This is a genomic window from Isoptericola sp. MSGPD8_1_ISO-PGPR-S23-394 (assembly GCF_058072785.1).
Window position 1 is genome coordinate 3,883,631 of record NZ_CM176517.1, and the last position, 16,571, is coordinate 3,900,201.

The following is a 16,571-nucleotide window of genomic DNA, read 5'->3' on the forward strand; positions in this document are numbered from 1 at the left end:
CCAGCGCCGGTGCCCGAGCTGGGCAGATGCAGGCGAATTGGCTTCAGCGATAGGAGGGTCAAATGCTCCAAGTTTAGTGGCAACCGAGGTACATCAAATCCCTCGCGGACGTCAGGTTAGGTCAGCCCCGCCCCGTGAAGGGCGGAATGCCAAGCGCCTTGCTGATGCGGTCGTCGATTGTCCTATAGCTTGTCACGCCAAGTAACGCGCATGGCTCCGAGCGTTCCGCCAACTCATTCCCGAATTCGTCGTAGTAGCGATCAGGATTGGGAGTCCAGAAGCAGTGCTGATTGAGTTTATCCTCGTCGGTTAGCGTTGCAGACCAAATAGTCTCAAATACGCCATCGGTCCAAGCTAGCCTGTTGGTGAATACTGGTGCGATCAGCAGTGCACTGGGGCTCAAATAGCCAGGCTCAGGCAATTCTCCTGTGGTGGACCGGTAGGAGTAGATGTATATGAAGTATATAGGCCCGATTAGTGGCGCGTCAGTGTCTTCCGGCGTGCCGATCACCCTGCCAAACAGGTAGGTGTTATCCGGAAGTTGCATGCGGAACATGTCGCCACGCCGAACCTTCTTGCGCGACGGCTTGAGGACCTTGAGGTTGGTGCGAGTGTCTACCACTACAACCCTCTCTGCTGGAGCCATGATTCTCCCCATACTACAGCGTCGAGGTAGTAATCGTGCTTCGGCGATATTTCGTTTCTCTTATTCTGATAGTTCAGCCCGCCCTCTCGGGCGCGGACAATGAGCGCTTGCTCGACTGAACGAGCCTCACCACGCGTAAGAAGTTCGTCGCTAATCTTCGCGGGAGTGAAGTCTCGGTCGCGATGCTGATACGATCGCTTTTCGAAGTTGTTGGTGATTCCGGCATAGACCTCGGTTCCGCTGTCATCGATTCCTTTATAGATGACAACCTCGGCTTTTCCTCCGGCGAGCTCCTTGGGAAGCGCGGGCATGTTGCCGAGCGCAGCGTCGGCACCACTCTTGGCAATGAGTCTTCCACCGGTGGCCGCAGATCCGATGCCCGTGACCGCGCCGCCACATGAGATTCCGGCGTTGGTCGTGTCGCCGCCTGACCCGTAAAGGAGACAGTTGACGAGATCAGCCGGCTCGCCCACACCTGGCACCAATCCAACTGTGTCGAGTCCCGTGTGCACCCATTGCGGTGCGGTATATGCCTGAGCCTGAGCAATGTCAGCCAAGGTCTCCAGGGTGCCAGGTGTTAGTTCTTCATTGAAGCGAGTGTTGCGCGCCTTTGTGACGGCTTGCTGGAGTTCGTAGCCAGCTCCGTTGCTGAAGTAGGGGTCTTCGAATTCACCACCATTTGCGAGCCCGTCGCAGGACGCGTAGCGGCATGAAGGCCCGCCGAGGAGACCATCTGCGGAGTCCCGCGACGCAGTGACAGGACCGGCCTTGACGCGGTTGTCGACCGGGAGGGCTTCCCACCACATCCCTGTGGGGTCGGACCAAGTGACGGGGTTGTTGTTCGAATAGGCGTATCCGTGCCACTGCTGGGGGTCCGAAGGGTCCATGACCGGATCAACGGAGATGAACCTGCCCAGGTCAGGGTCGTAGTAGCGGGCTCCGATGGCGGTCAGGCCGGTGGTGTCTTCGGGTTTGTCGAGGAAGCCGTGGTCGCCGGTCCATGTGGCGGGGGTGGTGCCGCGGGTGTCGCCGAACGGTGTGCTGTAGCGGTGTGTGGTGGTGGCGCTGACGTTGGTGATGGACAGTCCGGCGGTGCCGTGGTGGTCCCCGACCAGGGTGGACACGTCGTCGAAGGCAGTGCCGTCGCGCACTGCGACGGTCTGGCCGGCGAAGGAGTAGTAGCGCGTCGCCTTCTTGGTACCACCGGGCGTCAGGGTGAGCTCCTGTCCGCCAGGTAGATAGGCCGTCGTGGTGTCGTCTTGCTTGCGGATCAGTCGGTCACCGTCGGCGGTGTAGACGAAGTTCGCCGCAGCCTTGCCCGATTGGGTGACCTCGGTCAGCTCGCCCTCGGGGTCCCAGGTCAGGGTCTGTGCGGTCTGTCCTGTGAGGTCTCGCTCGGTGGTGTTGCCAGCTTCGTCGTATGTGTAGGTGCTGACATCACTGCCTTGGGTGACCTCGGTGACCGCGTGGGGTCGAGCCTGCCCGGCGTCGGGGTAGGTGTAGTCCGCCGTGGTGGCACCAGAAGTGGTGTGCTCGGTGACCTGGGTGCGGTTGCCGATGGGGTCGTAGGTGTAGTCGGTCCAGTACTTGGCCGGCCCGCCGAGCCCCGCCACGGACTTGGTGGTAGCGCATGACCCGCTGGACGGGGTCCAGGCCGAGGTCAGGCGGCGCAGCCCGTCGTAGTCGAAGCACTGGGTGTCGCGCGCCGGGGCGCCAGCAGCGGTGGCGTTGTTGTTGATGCGGGTGACGTTGCCCGCATCGTCGTAGGTGTAGCTCGCGGCCAGGTCGGTACCGGAGACACCTTCCTGATCCAGGCTGATGCTGGTCAGCCGACGGGTGCCGGGGTCGTAGTCGTTGGTCACGACGAAGGAGCGGGTGTTGCCCAGGTCCATCGCCTCGATCTGCCCGGTCGAGGTGTACCGGGTGGTCGCGACGTAGACGCCCTTGCCACCCCCGCCGGACATCCATTCGGCCATGCCGGCCTCGTCGTAGTAGGTCACGACGTTCTCGGCGTTGAGGTTCGCCAGGTCTGGCAGCGCGGCACCGCGGTAGTGGCCCGAGTCGGTGTAGTGCAGGCTCGCCGAGTAGGTGCCGGCCAGGGCTCCTTCGGCCGAGGGCAGAGTCACGCTCTGCCCGGAGGGGTGGTAAGCGTCGTCGTACGACGTGACCTCGGTGACGTACTTGGCCGAGCCGACGTGCCGGGTGCTCGAGGTCACCTGCCCCTTGGCGACGGTGTCGTACTCCCAGGAGGCCAGCAGGTCACCCGTAACAGAGCCGCTACGTCGCTCGGTCTTGCGCCCCAGGTTGTCGTAGACGTAGGCGAGGGTCTCACCGCGCGCGTCGGTGGTCGTCAGCGTCTGTCCGGCGTCGTCGAACGTGGACGTCGTGGTGCCCTTGTCCGGGTCGGTCGCCTCGATCTGACGGCCAAGCAAGTCGAACTCATACGTCCACTCGTTGCCCTCGACGTCGCTGACCTCGGTGAGGTTGCCGGTCTTGTCGTAGTCGTAGCTGGTGTCCTGGTGGGAACCGCTGGGCGATCCTCCAAGGTACTGACGCAGCGTGGTGGTGCGTCCGCGGGCATCGGAGATCGAGGTGGTCGGAGTGCCACCGGCCGGGGGGTCGACCGTGACTCGGTCACCGCCGTAGCTGGTGGTCGTGCGCCACTGCTCGACCTCGTTGACCTCGAAGATCTCATCGGTGACGCGTCCGGCGCCGTCGTAGTCGAAGTGTGTGCGGGTCGGCACGGCAGCGGTGGCAGCCACTGCCGTGGTCGCCGGCGCCCCGCTCGTGGCCCACTCGGCGATCTCGTACTCCACCAGCCCGCGTGAGTCGTACACGGTGCCGGTGATGACCCGGCCGCCGGTGTTGCGGTTGGCGCCGTCGCTCTGGGTCTGCCGCTCGCGCAGTAGTCCGTCGTAGATTGCCACCGAGGTGCGGTAGTTGTTGTTCGCGTCCAGGGTCTTGGTCGTGACCGCGTTGTTGCCGTTGGAGCGCACCGTGTAGGAGTACTCGACGTGCGGGGTGTCAGAGCCCTTGTCCCGGCCGGGCTTCCACACCTTGGTCAGGCGTCCGAGCGCGTCGTACGTCGCCTGGGTGACCTTCCCGTTGGGGTCGGTGACCTTCACGGGCACACCCCATGCCGGGTTCATGTCCGTGGTGGTCACGTGCGCGCTCAGCGGCCCCGACCCGTCAGGGTCGGGGCTCATGGTCTGGACCGACGTGACCGCTCCTGCCCCGGCAGGGGTGTAAGTGGTGCTGGCGGTGCGGTCCAGGACGTCCTTGACCGACGTGACGCGGCCGAGCGCGTCATATGTGGTCCGCGCGGCCGGGACGTAGGCGGGCGTGCTGCCAGAGTATGCCTTGAGCATCTCGGAGCGAGTGACCAGGCCCTTTGTCGGTGCTGTGCCATACCCGGAGCCGTCGAACCAGTCTCGGGTGTCCGAGATGACGTCGGCCGGCCGCGAGGGCGTGGTGGCGCACTTGACCGCGACGGTCTCGGTGCGCTGCACGGCATTGATGATGTGCTTGGTCGTGTTGCGGTTGTAGGTGATGCGGGTGCACTCGTTGTCGGCCGAGGTGCTGGTGTCGCCGAGGTCGTCGACGTGGGTGATCATGCCGTAGCTGTCGAAGGTGTTGACCTTCTTGGTCACTCGCTGACCGTCGGGCAGACTCGGCGCGACCGTGGTGGTCACGATCTCCTTGGTGCTCGCCTGGTAGGCCTTGCGCCCGTCAGCGTCCGTGGCCTTCAGTGACGAGCGCCACGGGGTGCTGGCCACTTTCTCCACGACCGTGGAGCCGGTGCCGTTGTAGGTGATCTGCTCGCGCACCATCCCGGCGAACTGATCACGATCGGTGATGCCGTCCACGCTTCGAGACTTCGTCCCACCCGAGGTGTCGCGGTCACCGTCCATGCCGCGGAAGTACCGGGTTCGGGTGCGGCCCGGCGTCGAGCTACCCGCCTCGCCCTGGGTGACGTCGACTGTGGCGTACCCGCGGAACTGTCCCCAGGTACGGTCCTTCTTCTTGACCATCGGGTCGTCGTTGTAGCGCCACGCGGCGCCCCCGATGTAGTCGTAGGTTGTCTCGACCTGCTCGGGCAGGAACCCGCGCGGGTCGTCGACCACGGCGGTGACCAGGTACTTGTGGAAGTACTCGGTGATCGGTTCGGTCAATCCTTCGGGCGTCCAGCGCACCGGGAAGCAGCGGCGGGTGTTCGTCGCTGGATCCGAGGGCAGGTCGTTGGTGGTGCAGTCCTCGCCCGAGTAGGTGACCGTGGTCATCGCCCCGGACTCCGAGCGGATCGTGGCGAGCCGGAAGCGGTTCATCGGCATGAAGGTGCCCGAGGGGTCGACCCGGTTCGCCATCTGCACGCCACCGAAGTCCACCGCCGGCAGCGTCGTCGTGGCGCCGACCTTGCCCGCATGGGTGACCTTGTCCAGCCACAGGATCGGGTCCTCAGAGTCGCCCGGGTCGGGGAACGTGTGCGACAACGACCAGGAGTCCACCGCCTGGTAGGACCCGGACTGCAGGACCTTCGTGGTGACCGTCGTCAGCCGCTTGCGCGTGAAGAACGCCGGCGAGGTCGCATCAGGGCACGAGCTCGACGAGGAGCAGATCAGGTCTGCCGGCACGTCGGGCCAGTCGGAGGCCGAGTCGTCGTTGAGGGTGTCGCAGTCCTGGCTCGAGGTCTTCAGGCACCGTTCCGCGACACTGAAGTCGACCCGCACAGGAGCCTTGGACTGCGTCTCGGATCCCTTGCGCTGGCCGTACTCGATGGACTTCAGCCACCCGCCGCGGTCATAGGACACGCTGGAGGAGTTGTCGTTCTTGCCGTACCGGTTCGTCTCGACCCCGTAGGTGTACGTCATCGTGTTGCCCGAGGTGTCCACGACGTAGTCCAGGTTCCAGCGCCACGCCTGCCGGCACGAGGACCCCGCGAAGCTTGAGGCATGGCACGGCTCGCCATCGTGGTTGCCGTACACCGGAACCGTCCACGCCGAGTTCAGCTGGGTGTCATCCGACCCGGAACGCTGCCCACGACCGAAGAAGTACTGCGAGCCGTCGGTCGTGGTGACCTTCCAGTACTCACCGTCGTTGTCGTCGTTCTGCCCGCCGGTCAGCCGCTCGATGCGGGTCGCGTCATCGTCCTCGGCCAGCCAGTCCCCCGTGGTCTTGTCCTTGACCAGCTCGACCGCCTTGCCACCGAACAACATCGTGGCGTTGTCCGAGTCCCAGCACAGGTCCCCGGTCGGATGCGAGGAGTTGTTCGCACCGTCGCCGTCATCGCTGCCACACGGCACGTACTTGCGCTCGATGTAGCCCGACGACATGTCCCAACCGTCACCGATCCACGACGACTGGTTGTTCGCCGAGGCCACGCGCCCGTCCAGCGACGCCGAGGAGTACCCCAGCGCCAGGTCGGGCTGCGGACCAGCCGGGGCGGGCGGGACCCGCAACGGGTACGACCACGAGAAGTTGCCCGTGTTGCCCCCCACGCCCCACGACGCCGACGGCGACAACGACGTCGCCGACCAGTCCCCCGAAGAGCCCGACGTGTCTGCGGCCAACGCCATCACCGTTGAGGTCGGCTCGACCAGCGTCGCTGTGACCGTCTGCTCGTGCGGGTCGTTGACCGACTCCACCGGCTCCCCGACCACACACTCCGGCTCATCGGGCGTCGTGAGCGCACACTCCGGGAGCTCGACCAGCCGCAACCGGTCCGACCAGCCACCACCGTAGGCGTCAGCAAAGTCGGAGTAGTCCACGCTCAGCTCGACACCCTGCACCGCTGCCGGCTCCGCCCGGAGCGTTCCGAAGCGCTTGACGGGCCGCCCTCACCAGCAGTGTCTCGCACCTGCAGCAGCACACCGGCCACACCCGCCGAGCGGGCAGCCTTGCGCCCGAACACCTCGACCTGCACCTGCTCCGAGACCTCGGCCTTGGGTGCTTCGCCGTCCGACGTGCGTCCGGCCTTCTCACCCTTGTCGCGCTCGGCCGGACCGACGGCGACCGGCAGGTCGCCGACCTTGCCACGCTCCGAGGCCGCACCGACGCCCACCTGCGCCACGCCCTTGCCGGGCCACGACACCTCACCCGGCGCCGCCGACAGCATCGGCTCCACCTCACTCGGCGCACCGGCGTTCTTCACCGTGGTCGACGGCACCTGGGCCAGGTCCTCGAACTCAGGCAGCAGGTCCTCGCCGTGGGCGCGGCGCTCCTCCTCGCTCCACGAAGCACGCTCCGCCAGTTCTGCGCGTGTCAGCTCCTCCGAGCTGGCCGCTGTCGGCATCGCGACCAACAACGTCGCGACCAACGCTCCGGTGACTGCTCCTGCTGTGACCCGCCGGGCTCTCGGCGCCATCATGCTTCCCTTCATCGGGCCACCTCGCCCGGTTCGAGCCGTGCCGTGCACTGTCAGATCACGTTGTTGCTGGCGGCGCATCACGGCTCCGTCGGGTCGTTGGGGTCCTCACGAGGAACCGTCGAGACCATTGGGGCGCCCTCACACATGCGGCGCACCTTGGCGTCATCCGCGTCGAGCTTCTGGCCCTCCCACACCCGCACGTTGTCCACCGCGCCGGGCCAGTACTGGGTGTGCTCACCCAGATGCTTGCCCCGCCCGACCTGGAACGCCCCCTTGGCGAACCACGGCGTCGTGAACGCAGCCGTCACGGTGTCGAACCGGACCGGGTCCTGCCCGTCGAACGGGTCATCATCCACCGGAGCCGGATCGCACACCTTGACCGCGATCTCATCCGCATCCTGGTCGTAGTAGCCCACCAGGTACATCCACTTGCCGGTCACGACTTGGAAGTCCGAATGCGCCGAGACCAACGACCCACCATCAGAGGCGTGCATGCTGAACCGCCAGCACCCGTCCGGCGCACTGCCAGGACAACCGCTCGACGGCGCATACCCGAGCTTGAACCCAGAATCGCGCGAACCGTCCTGGCTCACCGCGGCCGCATACGAACCCAGCGAGTCCAGCCGCACGTGCGCACCCACCACGAAGTTGCCATCTGTGCGCACCACGGGGCCCAGCGTCTGTGCCGTGTCCGACGTGCTGTCGAACTGCAACGCGCGATCCTCAGGCTTGTCTCCGATGAACGGCCCGTCGATCCACATGCCCGTGTTGCTCAGGTCGAGGTCCTGGCGCTGCAAGAAGTCGCCGCCCGTGGCGCCCGAGCCCTCGTTCAGCTCCCAGGCCGCGTCCTCACGCGGCGGTGAGACGTCGACCTTGTAGGTGCGAACGTCGCTGGCATTGCCGGCCCGGTCGATCGACTTCACCCGCAGCGTGTGCGGGCCCGGCGTGGTCGGGTCGTAGGCGATCGTGCCCGAGGATCCGCTGAGCGTCTTGTTCAGGTTCGTGGCGTCGTCCCAGGAGTACTTGAAGTACTTCACGTCGCTCGAGCCGTTGTTGCCGATCGCGAACTTGCCGCGTACACCGATGCCGCCGGTCTCGACGTTCGGCTCATACACCGCAGGCTGCCCCGCGACCGGCGTCACCGTCGGTGTGTTGGGCCTGGTCACGTCGATCTTGAACGAGCAGTACGCCCAGGGACCCCACCGCCCGCCGGTGTCCTTGGCTTGGACCTGAAACTTGTAGCTACCGGTGCCCAGCGCCTCGCCGGAGGGGACCGTGCGAGATACCTGCGAACCGTTCGCGTACGACGATCCCGACGTCGGTCCGTTGTAGACCAGCGATCCACCGGAGGTCTTGACGTTGAAGTTGTGGTGCACCCGGTTGCCGTCCGGGTCTCCGATGTTGGCCCGCATCGTCGGTGTCGTATCGCGCATCCATGTGCTCGAACCACATGCCAGGGGCTCGTTGTCCCCTGAGGCCTGGACCTCCAGGTTCCATGGCTTCTTCGGCGCCTGGTTGTACTTGATCGACAGCTTCGCGTCCCACTTGTACCGCTTCCACCGGCTCATCGTGTCTTCCTTGGCGGCCTTGAGCCCGATCGACAGGTACCCGCCCTCATCGGCCAGGTGCTCAGCAGCATTCATTACGTCCCACTCGACCCAGTGAGGCTTCATGCTCGACGAGGGGCACGACGACCGGTGCGCCACCATCTGCCGCTGCTGAAAGTTCCCCTCCGTCCAGCCAGTGTTGGACGACCACGTCGTGCCCGGCCCGATGTTCTTGACCATGTAGGCACGCACCGAGTACTCGTTGCAGCTAAACGAATGCGTGCCGTACGCCTTGAACGTCGCCGAGATCAGATCGGACTTGTCCAGTGGCTGGATGACGCCGCCACCGACGTTGTGAAACTCCCAGACCAGGCGACTCTTGAAGTCCTCACCGCACGACGACCTCGTGGACACGTCGCAGAACCCCATCCCCTCGTCACCGGAGAACTTGTAGTTCGACGAGATGCCCGCGCGGATCGCCGTCCATTCATGACGCGAACCCGACACCGACGGATCGATGAACACCGGCCACACAGTCTCCGGATCCGACAACAGGTCCGCATCCGGAGTTACCGTCACCGTGTTCGTCGAGAGCTCGACTGGCATCTGCGCCACCGCGCTGTCCTGCGCAGGTGCCCGCGTCGGGTCAACCCCACCTGTATCGACCGAGAGCCCGTCCTCCTGCTCGCCGCCCGTCTCGCCGGTAGCGTCATCGATCGAGCTGAGCGTCCCGACCGGCGCCGGCTCGCCCTCCACCGAACCGGCAGCCTCACCCGAGTCCCACATCAACGGCGCCGGACTCGTGAACACCGCCTCGCCCGCAGCATCCGTGGCAGTGAACCCGCCCTCGGCCGGTACGACCTCCAACCCCTCAGAGACCACCACAGGGAAGTCCAGCTCGGCCAGCACCGGGTTCGCCGCCGCCTGCGGCGAAGCCACCCGCAGCACCTCCGAGAAGCCCGTACCGTCCGGGTCGACCGACGCGATCAGGTCAACCCCCGGCAAAACCTCCGCGTAGGTCACCTGATCACCGTCAACCACCGGTTCGGTCAGCTCGAACGGCACGTCGAACTCCAACACCTGCCCGTCACGCTCGATCGTGGCCAACGGCTGACCCGGTGTCCCGTCAGAGAAGGAGATCGGCAACGCCGGCGCCACGACCTCCAACCGACCAGACCCGGACGGACGGATCGAGGTGTCGATCGCCGACCAGCCGCCATTGACCTGCGTGCGCACCGCACCCACCGACGTATCGACCCGCGTCCCGCCCTCCGCCGAGGCATACACCGTGTCCCACTCGGTGCGCAACGACGTGACCTCCACGTCCGCACCGCATGCTTCCGCGGTTTCCACCGCGAGGTCGACGTCTGCTACCGACGACAGGCAGGCAACCTCGGCAGCCGACGCGCTGCCCGCCGATCCGGCGACACCCACCAGACCCACCGAGCTCACCAGCCCAGCACCGACAAGAACACCAGTGGTCCGCTGGACCAGTCGTTGACGCAAACCTTCATCCCTCAGGTTGATTCATCACCCCTGGACACCTCTGTCCGATGAATGAGCAAAAACTACACAAGGGACGTCTACTCTGCAAGAGTTCGCCGAGGGGCCGGTGAAGCGCTCCCACACGCGGCATGGGGCGCTGCCCCTACAAGCGGCGTCGTACCGAATGTGGGGAACCTCCCCTCGCTGGTGCCCAACCAGGTCGAAGCCCAGCGCACACGACAGACCACCACACGATGCCCGGACCGAGGCCCCGAACGATAGGAAGGGACAGCTGCGATGGTCGACGAATCAGACGGCATCGAGGAAGCGTTCGAGGGCCAGTTGCGCGTCTTGGTCTCCGCTGCTGGTCAGGTGGGTGAACGCCTTGCCCGCGCCCACGAGGACGCCCTACGGCGCGCGCAGGCCACCAGCGAGCAGGGAGCACGCGAGCTGCGCTCAGACATGGACACCGAGCATCGCGCCGCCCGTACTGACTTCGCGCGCGTGCACCGCGGGGACTGGTGGGATCGCGCGGGTGCCGAGCAGATCGGGCCCACCTACCAGTGGCCCGCGCGTGGGTTCACGGGGACCCCGAAGCCGTCCGGGCTGAGCAGCACATGAGTGAAGAGCTGCGCACCCGCGATGGCCTCGACGCCGAGGACACGGGAGCAAACACGGCCGCGGTGCGGTCCCCTGTCGAGCCGGCCGAGCAGGAGCGCGCCCAGGTGGACGCCGAGCGCACCCGGTCCTCGGACGACGTCGGTTACGGTCACGGCGCCGAGCCACACGAGGACGGCCTCACCGCTAATGTCTCCCGGCTCGCGGCGCCGGTTGTTCGGAGTGCTCATGCACCGACCTCCTCGACGGCGCGCAACGCCCGGTGCCGACCCTGCCTGCCCCTTGATTCGGCCCTGGTTCAAAAGCGGCCGTCACCTGGACCGCAGAAGCAGCGCGAGCGGACCTGACCAGACCCGGAGTGCTTGTGACGGCACCTTCGAGTGACGATCGTGGTGCTGCGGATTCACCCGGCTGGCGTCGTCCATGCGCACGGTTCAATCGCTAGCGTGCCCAATATGGCTCCTTCCGACGGCCGGCGCCTCGCTATCGCTGCACTCATCTGCTCGGTGACCCTCGGGCCCGTGGCTGGGGGCTTCGTGGGGTACGCGGTCGCGTCCGCCAAGTCCTCTCCCGGGACTCCCGGGCCCGAGGGGCCGCGCGGCGAGCCAGGGCTCCAGGGTCCCCCTGGCCCTTCGGGGCCGGCAGGTCCCGAAGGGCAGTCGGCCGGCGACCTCGAACGCGCGTTGGTACTGACAGAGCTCAGTGGCACCGGGATTGGTATTTGCCCTGGCGATACCTCACTCGCGTTGCGCACGGGGACCATCTACGACGACCTCGGCAACGCCTACCAGCTCTGCGAGATCGACGGGACCGGCTGGTAGCAGACGCAAGCGACGAGGCCCGACCCATGGAGCCGCAGCAAGCGGGCCCCCAGCTGCGGCAGCAGAACCGCGATGGTTCACGCGGACCCGGTGCTTGGACCGACGCAGCGCCCAGGTCGGAACCCTCCACTGCAACGGACGACTTCATCGCGACAGACCGAGAGGTCGTGGGGCGAGCAGCGCACCGGGCGAAGGAGGTACGGAAGCCCAAGATCCGACCGGGTGAAATCTGGGCATACGGGTCGGCTCGGGCGATGGCCCCGGCATACTGATCGGCTCAACACCCAACGCAGGGAGCCGTCGATCGTGAGTCGCCCATCAGTCGAACCGCTCGTTCGCAGGAACCTCGTGTCCTCGATCGGGCTCGCCACGATCCTGGCACTCGGCCTGTCGAGCTGCGCAGACCTCGAAGACTCCGCGACGGGCGCGCTGTCCGAGCCGAGTATTGCGGCCACGGACAACTCGACGATGGACAGCGAGACCTCGGAGTCCGCCGCCGCCAATGGTGAGACCGACGAGGGTGACGCCGAAGAGTCGAGCGATGAGGCCGCGGACGCCAATGCCGACGACGGCACGAAGATCAAGGCGGGCAAGGGCACTGCCCTCGCGACGCTGGACGACCTCGAGGTCAAGGGGCGTGCTCCGAAGACGGGCTATGACCGCGACGAGTTCGGCGCCGCGTGGGCGGACGTGGACCGCAACGGGTGCGACACCCGCAACGACATCCTGACCCGTGACCTGACCGACGAAACCTACAAGCCTGGGACTCAGGACTGTGTCGTGCTCACGGGCAACCTGGCCGACCCGTTCACCGCGACGGCGATCGCGTTCCAGCGCGGGCAGTCGACCTCGACGGCCGTGCAGATCGACCACGTCGTCGCGCTGTCGGACGCGTGGCAGAAGGGCGCCCAGCAGATCAGCGAGGAGGCCCGGCGCCAGTTCGCGAACGACCCGCTGAACCTCCTCGCCGTTGACGGGCCGGCCAACGCGGCCAAGGGCGACGGTGACGCCGCGACGTGGCTGCCGTCGAACAAGGCGTTCCGCTGCCAGTACGTCGCCCGCCAGATCGCGGTGAAGAAGACCTACAAGCTGTGGGTCACGCAGGCCGAGCACGACGCCATGGAGCGCGTGCTCTCGAAGCCGAAGTGCCAAGACGAACCCCTGCCCAAGGGCGGCCTCGCTCCGAAGGTCAAGGTGACCGAGAAGCCCGCACCCACCCCCGAGCCGGAACCCGAACCTGAGCCAGAGCCAGAGCCGGAGGTGGAGTCCGTCTACTACGAGAACTGCACCGCCGCCCGCGACGCCGGCGCCGCTCCCGTCCACCGTGGCGACCCGGGCTACGCCAGCCACCTCGACCGCGACGGCGACGGAGTCGGCTGCGAGTAGTAGCAGAGGTAGTCCAGCTGCTGTTGGGCGGTCGAATCTGTGTGGGCGTAATCGGCCATGAATTTGCCTACGACGACGAGTGCAAGTGCCGAGAGACGTCCGGAGCGGGCGAAGGTGCTGCCGAGGCAAGAGAGCGGGTCCGTGGTCACCCGAGACCTGTGCCGGGAGACCCAGCAGCCAGCGAACTGGGTCGTTGCGTCCACCGTCTCAGCAGTGTCGCTACAGGCCATGTCTGTCGGATGCGACCGGTACCGTCGGGGACGCGAGCATGCAAGATCCAAGGGAGGACCCGTGCCTGAGAGTCGGCAAAAGTACCTGTTCGAGCGCCTCGGTGACCACGACTTCCAGCAGCTCGCCGGCGCGCTGCTCGCCGACCAGTTTCCTGGGTTCACCCCAATGGCCCTGCGCCAGGCCGACGGCGGGCGCGACGGTCTGCGCCGTGACGAGACTGGACAGCTCCTGATCTACCAGGTCAAGTGGTCGGTGAACGGCAGGGAGAAGGACCCGGTCTCATGGCTCGAGCAGGTCGTGCGAGACGAGGAGGACAGCCTGCGCCGTCTCGCCGCAGAAGGAGTCCGCCGGTATGCACTGATCACGAACGTCCCGAGCACGGCGAAGCCCAGTGTCGGCACGTTCGACACACTCAATAGGAAACTGGAAGCCCACGCGAAGACGTTCGGCTTCGAAGAGATGACGTGCTTCTGGCGCGAGGCACTGAACGGGTGGGTCGACAACGCTCCGACAGCGACCAAGTGGGCCTACGCAGAGATGCTGGCTGGCTGGGACCTGGTGCGGTACCTGATCACTGAGCACGCCGACGCGAGCAAGGACAAGGGCACCCGCCAACTCGTCCGCAAGGTCGTTGCCTCACAGTGGGAAGAGGACAGGCAGGTCAAGTTCAGCCAATCCGACGTCGACCGGCAGCAGGTGGTGGACCTATTCGTCGATGTCACCGCCGATCGGGTGCATACCCCGTCCATCCGGACCGCCCAGGCTCTCGCGTCTCCTTCACTCGGCGGCGCGGCCGACTACCTGGCTAGCGCGACTACGCCCTTCACCCTCGTACGCGGCGCCCCTGGGCAGGGAAAGTCGACCCTGAGCCAATACCTGTGCCAGGTGCACCGAAGCCCGTTCCTGCCACAGGCGCAGCGCCCAGCGAAGCTCCCTATCCCGCACCAGCCGCGCTTCCCCGTTCGGCTCGACCTCAGTGACTACGCACGCTGGATGAGCGGCGTCGATGTGTGGAGCGACACGGACGACCAAAGACGCAGCCGTAACAAGGCGCGTAAGGGAGCGCATGCCACGGTCGAGTGCTTCCTAGCCGACCTGATGACCCACGAGGGCGGCGGCGCCTCCGTCACGGCCGATGACGTCCAAGGGATCTTCAGCCGGGTGCCGAGCCTCGTCGTACTGGACGGCTTGGACGAGGTCGGCAGCCCCGCAGTGCGCGGCCGGGTGGTCGCCGCGATCGACAAGTTCGCCGCACGTGCTGCGTCCTACCTCGTCCCACCCCAGGTGGTTGTCACCACGCGCCCGAGCGCCGGAGAACTGCCCGAGCCATCCGCGAAGCACTTCGAGGTCATCTCTCTCAATCAGTTGACCACCCAGCAACGGGATACTTACCTGCGCAAGTGGTGCGCGGTGCGCGGGATCCGCGGCAAGGACGGACGCACGCTGCGGAATGGGTTCAAGGACAAGAGCCAGGAGCCCTACATCGACGAGCTGGCGGGCAACCCCATGCAGCTCACAATCCTGCTCGACCTCATCCACCAGCAGGGCTTCGCCACCCCCACCCAGCGGACCGACCTGTACGACAAGTACGTCGACCTGCTGCTGGCCCGCGAAGCGAACAAGCACCCGAAGGCGGTACGCGACCACAAGGACGAACTGCTGGAGATCATCCCCTTCCTCGGCTGGTACCTGCACGCCCACACCGAGCAGACTCCGATTAACAGTCGGATGGGCGTCGGAGACCTCAAGGCGGCGATCCGGCACTTCCAGATGACCTATGGCAACCCAGTGTCGGTCGTCGACTCGCTGTTCGAGGGCGCCAGCGACCGCCTGCGGGCCCTGACCAGCAAGGTCGACGGAACCTTCGAGTTCGAGGTCCTCTCGCTGCGCGAGTACTTCGCCGCCCGGTTCCTGTACCGGAACGCCGGCGAAGGCGTACCCGGCTTCGATAGCACCACCGTCCTGCGCGAGCTGCTTCGCCGGCCGTACTGGCTGAACACCGCCCGGTTCTACGGCGGCAACGCGAAAGACCGGGATATCTTCGCGCTCACCGCCGGCATCGAGGAAGAACTGTCCTCGGGTGCACCGCCCGCATCGTTCCTCGCCGCGTGGGCGCTGCTCACCGACGGTGTCTTCCAACGTCGCCCCCGCGAAGCCCGCAAGGTCATCGCAGCCCTCTGCTCGGATGCCGGGCTGGCCGTACTCTTGCCTGCGCTCGACCGGCGAGACATTGTCGCTCTGCCGCAGCTCCCGTACGTTGCGGACGGAGACACCGACCCGACGTGGGCGCGCCTGACTGCGCTGCTCGCGCAGCATCCGTCCGACCCGACCAACGAGCTGTACACGCGGGCGCTGCGCGAGCTACTGAACCAACGCGAGGCATTCGCCGCGTGGTGGTACGCCAGCCTCGCAGAAACAGTCGGCACACCCCGCCAGAAGCCCTGGCTGGCGCTGGCGGCGCGATGCGAAGCCGCAGCCGGGCGCACCGCAGACCTCGACGGGATTGACCTGTCCGATGGCGCAGCCGAAGCCTTCCTCAGTACGGGACTCCTCCCGCCACCAGGTAGCCCACTCGAGAGGGACCTGCTCGCCGCCGTACTCGACGGACAATGCGCGAACGTGACATCCGTCCGGTCGATGCCGGCCCAGGTTGCTGCGGCGCTCGCACCGCGCAGTTTCTTCGCGGCGTCGGAGACAGGGTTCGCCGCCTCGAGCGACGCCGACCGGCTGCGAAGCGACGCCATCGGCCAGCTCGGCAAGGCTCGCTCCCCGTACGCCGCGATCGCCAAGCATCGGGCCTTCAAGGCAGGGCACAAAGGCAGCACGTTCCCCTGGCAGAACACCGCCGCTGCGCTGCACGCACACGCAGGACACTGCTGGCTCGCGTCCGAGATCGCAATCATCGGCGCCGCCTCCCCAATGCGGCTGGGATACACCAAGCGGCCGGGGGCGACGGCGTTCGGGTCGAGCGGCCACCCCTCCGAACTGCTCGCTCAGACGCGCGCCCACGCCCACGACGCCGCCTGGTGGCGGGCGCAGGTGAAGGTCATCGAGGACGACGACCTCGGGCGTGCAGAGTGGTCGTTCGCCCTGTGGAGCGTCGCATCGGGAGCAGTCGTTTCCCAACTGCTGCCGACGCTGGAAGCCGGCCTCGAAGAGCTTTCGCCGCAGCGCAAGCGAGCGGTCCTACGCGCCGGCTGAAACCGTGACGGCGTCTGGCTGGCTCAGCGCGCGCCCCGTGGAAGCCAATGGGGGCGGCGCCCAGCTCAGCTCCTTGATTGAGCGTCGCAACGGTCATACCTCGCCCGCGAGCAACGGCACGCCGCCTGCACGTGATGGTGTGAAGTCGCGCGACTCTCTCTTGAGCGTTGCCAGGAGCGAGGGTTGGTTCAAGGTCGACGAGCAACCCACCTACCGGTAGTACAAGACAACAACGTGACTGGGCATCACACCTAGTTCAGGTGGCAAGTTCT

The 16,571-nt window shown here is 66.4% G+C and carries 8 protein-coding genes; 4 read left to right on the plus strand and 4 right to left on the minus strand.

The genetic code is table 11. From position 1 onward, the window contains the following. Positions 1–121: 121 nt before the first annotated feature. From AC3RJ8_RS17865 to AC3RJ8_RS17880, 4 genes are read right to left on the minus strand one after another with little or no spacing between them, the layout of a single operon-like run. Positions 122–646 carry an immunity 26/phosphotriesterase HocA family protein gene (locus AC3RJ8_RS17865; protein ID WP_489713892.1) on the minus strand — a complete coding sequence of 175 codons (525 nt, stop codon included), beginning with the start codon at positions 644–646 and terminating at the stop codon, positions 122–124. After that, positions 622–6,411: an RHS repeat-associated core domain-containing protein gene (locus AC3RJ8_RS17870; RefSeq protein ID WP_489713893.1), complete on the minus strand. Its 5,790-nt coding sequence runs from the start codon at positions 6,409–6,411 to the stop codon at positions 622–624. Before AC3RJ8_RS17870 ends, AC3RJ8_RS17865 begins: the two co-directional genes overlap by 25 nt. A 2-nt stretch (positions 6,412–6,413) precedes the next feature. Beyond that, entirely contained in the window at positions 6,414–7,088 is a 675-nt protein-coding gene (locus tag AC3RJ8_RS17875; protein WP_489713894.1) for a hypothetical protein, read from the minus strand. Then, positions 7,088–10,009, minus strand: coding sequence for a hypothetical protein (locus tag AC3RJ8_RS17880; protein WP_489713895.1), 2,922 nt, complete (start codon positions 10,007–10,009; stop codon positions 7,088–7,090). The genes AC3RJ8_RS17875 and AC3RJ8_RS17880 overlap by 1 nt, the downstream gene beginning before the upstream one ends. A 330-nt stretch (positions 10,010–10,339) precedes the next feature. On the opposite strand from AC3RJ8_RS17880, the gene AC3RJ8_RS17885 reads away from it, so the two are divergent. The 4 genes from AC3RJ8_RS17885 (at position 10,340) to AC3RJ8_RS17900 (ending at position 16,299) form a co-directional block, all read left to right on the plus strand. Then, complete coding sequence (locus AC3RJ8_RS17885) at positions 10,340–10,663, plus strand: hypothetical protein (RefSeq protein ID WP_489713896.1); 324 nt, start codon at positions 10,340–10,342, stop codon at positions 10,661–10,663. Then, positions 10,660–11,007: a hypothetical protein gene (locus AC3RJ8_RS17890; RefSeq protein ID WP_489713897.1), complete on the plus strand. Its 348-nt coding sequence runs from the start codon at positions 10,660–10,662 to the stop codon at positions 11,005–11,007. The genes AC3RJ8_RS17885 and AC3RJ8_RS17890 overlap by 4 nt, the downstream gene beginning before the upstream one ends. A 696-nt stretch (positions 11,008–11,703) precedes the next feature. Beyond that, complete coding sequence (locus AC3RJ8_RS17895; RefSeq protein WP_489713898.1) at positions 11,704–12,867, plus strand: GmrSD restriction endonuclease domain-containing protein; 1,164 nt, start codon at positions 11,704–11,706, stop codon at positions 12,865–12,867. A gap of 291 nt (positions 12,868–13,158) precedes the next feature. After that, on the plus strand, positions 13,159–16,299 hold the full coding sequence (locus tag AC3RJ8_RS17900) for an NACHT domain-containing protein (protein WP_489713899.1): 3,141 nt from the start codon (positions 13,159–13,161) through the stop codon (positions 16,297–16,299). Positions 16,300–16,571: the final 272 nt, after the last annotated feature.